This is a genomic window from Ekhidna sp., from assembly GCF_040220215.1.
Taxonomy (GTDB): domain Bacteria; phylum Bacteroidota; class Bacteroidia; order Cytophagales; family Cyclobacteriaceae; genus Ekhidna.
On record NZ_JAVJTR010000017.1, the window covers coordinates 18,962 to 28,778 of the forward strand.

At 41.4% G+C, this 9,817-nt stretch carries 5 protein-coding genes; all 5 read left to right on the forward strand.

What is annotated here, in order from left to right; genetic code table 11:
• Positions 1–38 precede the first annotated feature (38 nt).
• Positions 39–1,553 (forward strand): DUF4062 domain-containing protein, encoded by a 1,515-nt coding sequence (locus tag RIC88_RS12780; protein WP_350217933.1) that lies wholly within the window; start codon positions 39–41, stop codon positions 1,551–1,553.
• The gene (locus RIC88_RS12785; protein ID WP_350217934.1) at positions 1,553–4,828 is read left to right on the forward strand and encodes an nSTAND1 domain-containing NTPase; all 3,276 of its coding nucleotides are present in this window, start codon (positions 1,553–1,555) and stop codon (positions 4,826–4,828) included. The genes RIC88_RS12780 and RIC88_RS12785 overlap by 1 nt, the downstream gene beginning before the upstream one ends.
• 8 nt (positions 4,829–4,836) lie before the next feature.
• Positions 4,837–5,955: an outer membrane beta-barrel protein gene (locus RIC88_RS12790; protein ID WP_350217935.1), complete on the forward strand. Its 1,119-nt coding sequence runs from the start codon at positions 4,837–4,839 to the stop codon at positions 5,953–5,955.
• A gap of 10 nt (positions 5,956–5,965) precedes the next feature.
• Positions 5,966–7,345, forward strand: coding sequence for a delta-60 repeat domain-containing protein (locus RIC88_RS12795; RefSeq protein WP_350217936.1), 1,380 nt, complete (start codon positions 5,966–5,968; stop codon positions 7,343–7,345).
• Positions 7,346–7,522: 177 nt separating this feature from the next.
• On the forward strand, positions 7,523–9,817 hold a 2,295-nt coding region (locus RIC88_RS12800), incomplete at its 3' end, for a beta strand repeat-containing protein (RefSeq protein ID WP_350217937.1).

Genomic DNA, 9,817 nt, shown 5'->3' on the forward strand with positions numbered 1-9,817 from the left:
AAGTTAATTCACTATATAAAAACCACCTAATCACGTAAATGAGCTCTAATCGCACCATAGCACTTATATATTCGGAACATGACGATGCGTTGATCGAAGGAGGCGTTAAAGGATGGGTAACGAATTTTCACAAATTCCTCTCTACTTTGATGTACCAAATTACTCGTGAAAATCCGGAAATAAAGCTCATTAATGAATCTAGCTTTTCTGCCGTTGAACTAGATAACTATAGTGTAATACTCGCTGTTCTTACATCAAGTTTAGCGAAGGAAAAAGTCATAATTAGAGCGCTTAATTCCCATGGCAAGAAATTAAAAGATCAGAATAGCCTGGTTGCCGATGGTGTAGCAAGAATGTTTAAAGTATTGAAGCGCCCATTTGATCCGGATGAACATCTGAATGAACTGGAGGATTTACTTACTTACGACTTTTACCTGGTCGACCCACTCACCGGCGACCCACAGGAATTCACTAGATTTTTTGGGACAGATGCTGAGCGAAGCTATTGGATGAAGTTGGTTGATATGGCTTATGACATCAATCACGTACTTCACGCCAAGGAGGCAGATGACGGGTCAGGGTCGTACTCAACTATACCAAGGGAAAAAACAGTCTATCTTGCAAGCACTGGGGTGGATATGGTCATTCAACGGGATATAATCAAGCGTGAACTAATTCGTCACGGCTATAAAGTTCTCCCTGATCATAGTTTACCAAAAGAGGCAAAAGCACTTGATAGGATGGTGCGGGATGACTTAGATAGATGCAGGCTGTCTATACATTTAGTAGGTGAAGATTACGGATATAAACCCCGAGGTTCTGAGCTTTCAGTAGTTGATATTCAAAATCGGGTAGCTTCCGACCATACCTATCAAATGGTAGAAAAAAACAAAGAGGCTAAAGACGGAGATAAGAAGCTGTTTAGTCGATTAATTTGGGTATCCCCGGATTTAAAAAACGTTACGGAGAGACAGAAGATTTTCATTGAAGACTTAAAAAGTGATGCCGCTTCCCTGGATGAAGCCGAGGTGCTTCAAATATCATTGCAAGAGCTAAAAACGATTATTAGGGAAGAACTGGTAACAGGAGGGCGTTTCAATGTTAGAAGGGACATCAAAGGGCTTGAACAACAGAAGAAAGACGAAAAAACTAAGATGATATACCTCATTGCGGATAAACGTGATGTGAATGATATCAATGACCTTCAGTCTTATCTTAAAGATCAGGGATTCAATGTGGTATCACCTAGTTATGAGGGGGATTTGGTTGACCTACGATACATCCATCAGGAAAACCTCCGTCGATGTGATGCGTCGATTATCTATTTCGGGAAGGCTACCGAAGATTGGATAAAAACGAAACTACAGGATCTTTTGAAAGCTCCTGGATTTGGCCGTGAAAAGCCTTTAACGGCAAAAGCGGTTTACTTTAACGGGGAGAAGGATGTGGACATGGAGCATTACAAGAAAAACAACGCTATGGTTTTGGGGAACAATGGAGGAACTTTTAATCCGGAGCATCTCAAGCCTTTTCTAACTAAAATGGAAAGCTGATGAGCGAAAAAGAAATTGATGTGCAGGGTCAAGAGACCCAGGATATCGTTGACATTACCCAATTAATCAACCCTTTCCCGGGGTTAAGGCCATTCGGGATTGAAGAAAGCCATCTCTTCTTTGGAAGGGAAGGACAAAGTGATGAGGTACTTGTCAAGCTCTCTGAAAATAAGTTTGTCGCCATACTAGGTGCTTCCGGTAGTGGTAAATCTTCCTTAATGTATTGCGGCCTCATTCCGACACTCTATGGAGGGTTTATGACAGAGGCAGGTTCCAACTGGCGTATTGTGGTTACACGACCCGGAGGTGGACCAATTGATAACCTTGCCGAGTCCTTATTGATTAAGGATAAAGAATATTCAAATCTTGGAGATGAAGATAAACTGATTCGGAAAACAATCATCAGTACAGTTCTGCGCAGTAGTTCTCTGGGCTTAGTGGAAGTGGTACGACAGCTAAAAGCGGATGATTTCCAAAACGTATTAATATTAGTCGATCAGTTTGAAGAATTATTTCGATACCGTAAGCTGGAATCAGCCACATCTGATTTAGATGAGTCATCAGCATTCGTCAATTTACTTCTGGAAGCCATTCATCAGTATGATGAACCGGTATTCATTGCCTTAACGATGCGTTCAGATTTCATCGGAGAGTGTGCGCAGTTTCCAGATCTGACTCAGATGATCAATGATTCCCACTACCTGATCCCACAAATGACCCGGGATCAGAAGCGAACAGCCATTGAAGGCCCGATTGCAGTGGGGGGTGGTAAAGTTGCTCCTCGTCTGACCCAGCAATTGCTCAATGATGTAGGAGACAACCCTGATCAGTTGCCAATCCTTCAACACGCGCTCATGCGAACATGGTCCTATTGGACGGAGAACCGAAAAATTGGAGAGCCGATCGATTTAAGGCATTATAATTCCATTGGTACCCTCAGAGAAGCGCTTTCCATGCATGCCAATGAGGCTTATGATTCATTGAGCAAACGGGAAAAGGAGATTTGTGAGGTGATGTTTAAAGCCCTCACCGAGAGAGGATCAGAGAACCAGGGGATCAGACGACCTACTAAGCTGGCAACCGTTGCAGCAATTGCCGGAGTAAATGAAGAAGAAGTATCAAGAGTAGTAGAACGTTTCCGGGAGCCTGGAAGGTCTTTACTAATGCCTCCATTCGGAGTTAGACTGGAATCTGAAACTGTAATAGATATCTCGCACGAAAGTTTGATGCGTATTTGGGTGCGGTTGAAGCGCTGGTTAGATGAAGAATCCAAAGCTGCTGAGATGTACCTAAAACTTTCAGAAGCAGCAGAAAGATATCAGGAAGGTAGAGCAGGTCTATGGCAGATGCCCGATTTGCAGCTTGCGCTGAACTGGAGGGAAGAAAACAGACCAACCCTGGTATGGGGTCAACGATACAATCCTGCGTTTGAGCGTACCATGGTGTTCCTTGAGACATCCGAGAAAGCTTACTTGACTGAGCAGCGAAACAAGGAAATCCTCCAAAAACGCCAGGTAAAACGAATGCGGGTTTTCGCCACGGTGTTGGCGATTGCTACACTCATCACATTGACGTTTGTGGTTTTCGCCTTTATTAAAGCTAATGATGCTGAGAAAGCAGCGGCTGAGGCAGATCGTCAGAGGGAACAAGCGGTTGAATTACAAAAAGAAGCAGAAAAACTGAAAGAGGCAGCTCAAGAGTCAGCAGCTGATGCTCGCCGTGCTCAAGGAAAAGCAGAAGAAGAAGCCGAAAATGCGAGAATCGCAAGGCTTGAGGCTGAAAATCAGGCGGAAATTGCTAATCAGCAACGTCAAGCAGCACTTGCAGCAAAACAAGAGGCGGATGAGGCTAAAGAAGATGCACAAAATCAGGCGGAAATTGCAGAACAACAACGGCAAGCAGCAGAGGTACAGAGACAGCTAGCAGTAGAAGCTTCAGAAAGAGCAGATCGTCTCCGATATCAAGCTATCGCCCAATCCATGGCGATTAAAGCAAAAAATATCCTTTCAGAAGATCAGGATCAGGCCGAGCTAAAGGCAATTGTTGCTAAGCAGGCTTATCTTTTTTATGAGGATTATAAAGATGAAGGAAAAGATTACAATGGAGATATCTATGCAGGGGTTTATAATGCGCTGCAAGGACTCTATGAGCGAGAAGCTATAAACAAAGGGTTAGAGCCTGAAAAAGGAGATTCTATTTTTAATCAATTCCACAAACCAGTAGACCCAAATGCTGAAAACACAGTTGTTGGAATTAGGTCAGTTGTTTATTCAAACGATGGTCAGTGGTTGTATTCAGCAAACTCAGACGGAGAAGTAATTAAATGGAATGTAGCATCTCGCAAATGGAATCAAATTTTTCAGAATGATGATATTGCTCGTGTGGTCAACATAAGTCCAAATGAGCAATACCTTGCACTTGGGACTGATCAAAATAACATCCTGATTTTTGACGTCAAGAATATTAATCAACAGCCAACTAAAATTGATGGTCACAGAGGAGGCACTGTGTTTGATCTCTTATTCCTTCCGGACAACTCAGGGTTTATATCCGTAGGAGGTGATAATCGGATATTAAGAAGTGATTTTAGATCATCAACTGAGCTGGCACGCTCATCTACCAGGATACATAAAATTGGATTATCCCCTGATGCAAAAACATTAGTGGGAGGAGGAGAAGATGGTAATGTTTACATGTGGGATTTGACTGATATAGGTGCCGGTGCAACCACATTGATAAACAAGGCCAATGCAAACGCAGATGTTAGGGAATCAAGGGCCATAGAGGCCGTTAAGTTTAGCAATAGCGGAAAATATCTCGCATATGGTAGTGAAGATGGAAGGTTGGTGATATGGGATATGGAAAAAAATGAACAAGTTCAACCAACCCTAACCGGTTTTAGGGCTCCAATTACAGATATTGAATTTAGTCCGGATGATCGGTTGATATTGGGGACATCAAGAAATAGTCAGGTTCGTGTTTGGGATATGGAAAATTTATTTGATTTGCCAATTGTCCTGGAGGATTACAAAGGACAAGGGCAGCAAGGTTGGGTTAATGATGCAGATTTCAGTCCAGATGGCAAGTACTTCGTGACTGCTGCCGGAGACGGGAACATTCGGAAATATCCAACCACGGCTCATTCTATGGCGGATGAAATTTGTAATCATATCACAAAAGGCAACATGTCTGATAATGAATGGCGTCAATACGTAGGTATCGATATTGAATATGTAGAGACTTGCGAAGGAATGCCAAAACGAGGATCGGAATAATAAATATTATGAGGAAATACCTGATTGCTGGTTTTGTATTTTTAGTTGCTTATCATTCAATTGCTCAGTCATCTTCACAGTGCGCAAGATCATTATCCCAGGCAGAAGTGGCTTTTGAGCAAGGAAGACTTTCTGATATTATAAATCTTTATTCAAATTCAAGCAGCGGATTTACCAGGTGTTTGAATAACGGAATCTTTTCCATTGATGAAGAAATAAGGGCATATAAGCTACTTACAAAGGCTTATCTTTTTCAAGACAATGAAGGCAAAGCAGAGGAAATGTTTGTGAAATTACTTAAGGTTGATAAGGAACATCAGTTGGCTCCTGAAGATCCTGCTGAGTTGTATTTATTAAAGGAAAAATTTAAAACAGAACCTATTCTTCGAGTTGCTTTAAGAGGTGGAATGAATAAATCTTTACCTCAGGTATTTCCTGGTCAAAACTTCAGCACCTTTCAGGGGCAGAAGAGATACAATGAGAACGGTTCAGATACAGGTTTAGGAATAGGTGTTTGGATTGAAGCACTTGCAGAACGCCATCTGACCAATGGAATTGAAGTTGCCGGAGGTTTACAATATAGACAAACATCCTATGATGTTGAAGGAGAACTGATAGTCAATGACCTCACATATGTGGCCCGAAATAGCAGCTCTATGTTAAGATTTCCACTAATTGTCAGATACAGTTTTAACTATGATCGAAAGGATGAGGATGGGAATAGGATCGGGTTTCTACCCTACGTATTTATAGGAGGGTCATATGACCTGACCCTCAATTCCAGGTATGTTGATACCCAGAGAACCGGAGGTACGGCATACACACTCCCGGATGGCAGTGATAATTTAAAAGCCGAAGGTCAGGCTGCTCCTTCTAATGTATCGGTGATGGGAGGTGTAGGTGTCAGGATGAGGGTAGGAAGAGCTAAGGTTGATTTCTTCTCGATAGAGTTGAGGTATGATAATTCACTTTTTAATTATCTGGATCCAAGTAATCGTTTTGCCATTAAAGATGTTACGTTTGGTGTTGGTCACGTTGAGGATGACTTGACATTAAATGCAGTTTCCATCTCATTTGGATATACAAAATCAGTTTATCTCCCAAGAAAAAGAAAACAGTACCGCTAGTATTTAGTGTATGAGATATTTAATCTACCTACTTTTTTTATCAGCACTCATTTCTTGTCAAATTGAAGATACTGATGCTCCTTCTCCGAATGATGCCTTCGTCAAATATTATGGGGAATTGACGAGCTATACAGCAAGTGATATTGAAATTATCTATGACAATGCAGGGGTGCCCTTTCAACTGGTTGTTTTTGGAACAAAAACAACAAATACCAATTTCGATGATTACTTTGTTTTACGTACCGATTTAGATGGAAATCTAATTGATTCTGCTTCATATGGTTTTACAAACAGGGCGGGAAGGGATTTAACAGGTGACGGAAATCCGGATGAATTTAGAGGGAATGAAATAGGTGGACAAATCCAACCGCTGACCAATGGTGGGTTTGTGACCATTGGCACTTCTTCAATTACAGATAATAACCGAGGTATATCAGATTTTCGTATTCTCACCATCGGTTTTTTAGACAATAGCCTAGAATTGCTAAATGACACACTTTATGCAATCGTATCAGCACCAGGGAACCCGGATTTAGATTTAATTGGTAATGATGTTATCGAATTGTCGGATGGATCCATTTTGCTTGTTGGGTCAAAAGAATTTGACAGAGGAGGAGGAATTACTGATTTTGATAACTTCTTTTTAAAGTATGACATAGAAAACAGGGAGGTGGTTTTTGATGGTGTTCAGGGGGTTATTGGCGATGATGAAGATGAAAATGCAGTAAGGGTTTTCGAAAAGAGTGATGGGAACATTATGATAATTGGTGACTGTAATAAGCCAAGTGATAGAGGTGAAAATGGAGGAATAAATGGAACCAATGTTCAACTTCTCGAAATCGATCAAAACGGATCATTTGTAAATGCTCCAGTCTACGGCATTCACTCAAATAATGGAAGTGTAGTTTCAAATGAATCTGTTTCAAATGCCATTTTAACTACTTCAGGTTTTTCTATTGTTGGAACTACTCTTACCTCAGAAAACGATGAGTTTGCTTTTGTGATGAGCACCAGTTCAAGCGGTGTTTTTTTAAGTGGAAACCTGCATGATAGCTCACTTTATGAAGGTATAGAAACACGTGGACTTGGGGTCACGCTCGCTGCAAATAACGATGTGATCCTACTAGGTCAGTACCCTTCTTTTAATTTATCGGGATCTGGTACTAATACCTCACGAGGTGGCGAAGGTATGTTTGTGCGGTTTGATCAGGCATGTAGACCAGTAGAGGGAGTTGAATCTTTTTTTGGTTTGGCGGATGGCAATGATCAGATTGTGGATGCTGTTACACTGCCTGATGGAAAAATTATTGCAGTTGCCAATGTTGATTTTGGTGGCGGAGTAAGGCTAATTTCAATTATGAAATTAAATGCTAATGGTTCGCTGGATTGATCTTTAAATAGTACAATTTTTACTAATCATTGTCTTATCCTGATATTCTAAGTCTATATCGAAAAAATGAGACAGTACTTTGATTTAAAAAAGGCATTTGGGAACTTCACTATGAATAGATTTGAGTGTTTTGTTCATATTTTTTGATTGTCACCTGTATTCATTAATTAACTCAATATGAGAAGGTTATTTTTATTCTTATTTATCACCACAATTTCATTCTTATCCTATTCTCAGCCAGTCATTACCAATGCCAATTGGTTTGATCAAGACTCGGATGGCCAAATAGATAGAGTAACCCTCACCTTTGATGTTAATGTTGACATTACGGATGCAACTCCCGGGACAGGTGTGTTTGACGTAATACTAATTAACGGAGGGGCAATAACCTTTGATGATAGTGATTACACTAATCCCAACCAGCCATCATTAACACTCAATTTCACAGGAAACCAGATAAACACAACCGACATTACGGGCTTAACGGTAACTTATCAAGCCGGAGCTAGCATAATTGTAAATGCTGGAGGAGCAATGGAGATTGCTGACGGAGAAGTTGTTACCAATGGAGGTACTTATTCAGATTCAGCAGCCCCGCAGATCACTGATTTTGAATATGAAGATAATGATAGTGATGGAATGATTGATCGCTTTGTAGTGAGTTTCTCGGAGGCATTGGATGCTGCCAGCTCACTCAGCGCAAATGATCTCATATTTACCAATAATGGGGATTTTAATGGTGCGTTGTTTGGTGCAGATGCAACAGATTTAATAACTGGATCAGTTTCCAGTGTAACAGTTGTTTTAGGAACTGAGTCAACAGTGGTTGATACAGAAGAGAATTCGGGAACCATTGCAATCAGTACTCAGAATTCATTCAGTCTTACTGATGGTACGAACACTAACAATACGCTCGGAGCTCAAGCCCAGGCGACTTTCTCTGATGGAGCAGCTCCTCAAATTTCGGACTTCCTATATCAGGACAATGATCTTGACGGTCAGATAGACCGTTTTATTGTAAGTTTTTCAGAAACGCTTGATGCTGCAAGTGTGCTAAGTGCAGATGACTTATTATTTACAGACGTAGGTGATTTTACAAGTGCAGCTTTTGGAGCAGATGCAACTGACATAATTGTTGCGGCAGTTTCCAGTGTAACAGTTGTTTTAGGAACTGAGTCAGGAGTGGTTGATACAGAAGAGAATTCGGGAACCATTGCCATTAGTACTCAGAATGCATTCAGTCTGACCGATGGCACGAATACAAATAATACGACAGGAGCTCAAGCCCAGGCAACTTTCTCGGATGGGGCAGCACCTCAAATAGCTGATTTTGAGTATCAAGACAATGACGTAGATGGCCAAATAGATCGCTTTGTTGTCACTTTTTCAGAAGCATTGGATGCTGCCAGCTCATTAAGTGCCAATAATCTTTTATTTACAGATGATGGTGATTTTGATGGAGTCCTGTTTGGAGGTAACAATTCAAATTTGCTTGGTGCTGGAGGAGAGACAAATGTAACTGTTGTATTAGGAACCGAATCTACGGTGACGGATACTGAGGAAAACTCAGGAACTATAGCCATTAGCACTCAAAATGCATTCAGCCTGACTGATGGGACGAATACAAATGCCACATTGGGAGCGCAGGGACAAGCTACATTTAGCGATGGAGCAGGACCTGTAATTATTTCTGCGGTTACATCAGACAATGACCTTAATGGTCAGATAGACCGCATGACGCTGACTTTTTCTGAGAATATAGATGATGGTAACTCAGGGGTGTTTGACAACACCACTGTGGATGTTGCCGGTTATGCAGGAGAGGCCAAGGTTTCCGGGGATGATGATAACGCAGAAGTGATCATCAGTTTTACAGAATCAGGAAGTGGGGATACGGACGCTACCCCCAATGTTACATTATTGTCCGGTCAGGTAGAAGATGCTTCGACTAATTCCATTGGAAGTAGTCAGGTGTTCTCAGGAACCGCAGACGGAGCAGCCCCACAGATCACAGACTTTGAATACCAGGATAATGACAATGATGGGATGATCGATCGTTTTGTGGTGAGCTTTTCAGAGTTGTTGGATGCTGCCAGTTCACTAAGTGCAGATGACTTATTATTTACAGATGATGGTGATTTTGATGGTGCGTTGTTTGGTCCAGATGCAACAGATTTAATAACAGGTTCAGTTTCCAGTGTAACAGTTGTTTTAGGAACAGAGTCAACAGTTGTTGATACAGAAGAGAATAGTGGAACACTAGCAATCACCACACAGAATACTTTCAACCTGACTGACGGGGTAAATACAAATAGTGCCTTGGCAGTTCAAACCCAGGCGACTTTCACCGATGGTGCAGGTCCTGTTATTGCATCAGCTGTCACGGCTGATAATGACCTTAATGGCCAAATTGATCGAATCACTTTGACTTTTTCTGAGAATATAGACGATGGCAACTCAGGGGTGTTTGAC

Excerpts from the sequence above, each read along its gene's own strand:
- RIC88_RS12780 (WP_350217933.1), top strand. The coding sequence starts at position 39 with ATGAGCTCTAATCGCACCATAGCACTTATATATTCGGAACATGACGAT.
- RIC88_RS12785 (WP_350217934.1), top strand. The coding sequence starts at position 1,553 with ATGAGCGAAAAAGAAATTGATGTGCAGGGTCAAGAGACCCAGGATATC.
- RIC88_RS12790 (WP_350217935.1), top strand. The coding sequence starts at position 4,837 with ATGAGGAAATACCTGATTGCTGGTTTTGTATTTTTAGTTGCTTATCAT.
- RIC88_RS12795 (WP_350217936.1), top strand. The coding sequence starts at position 5,966 with ATGAGATATTTAATCTACCTACTTTTTTTATCAGCACTCATTTCTTGT.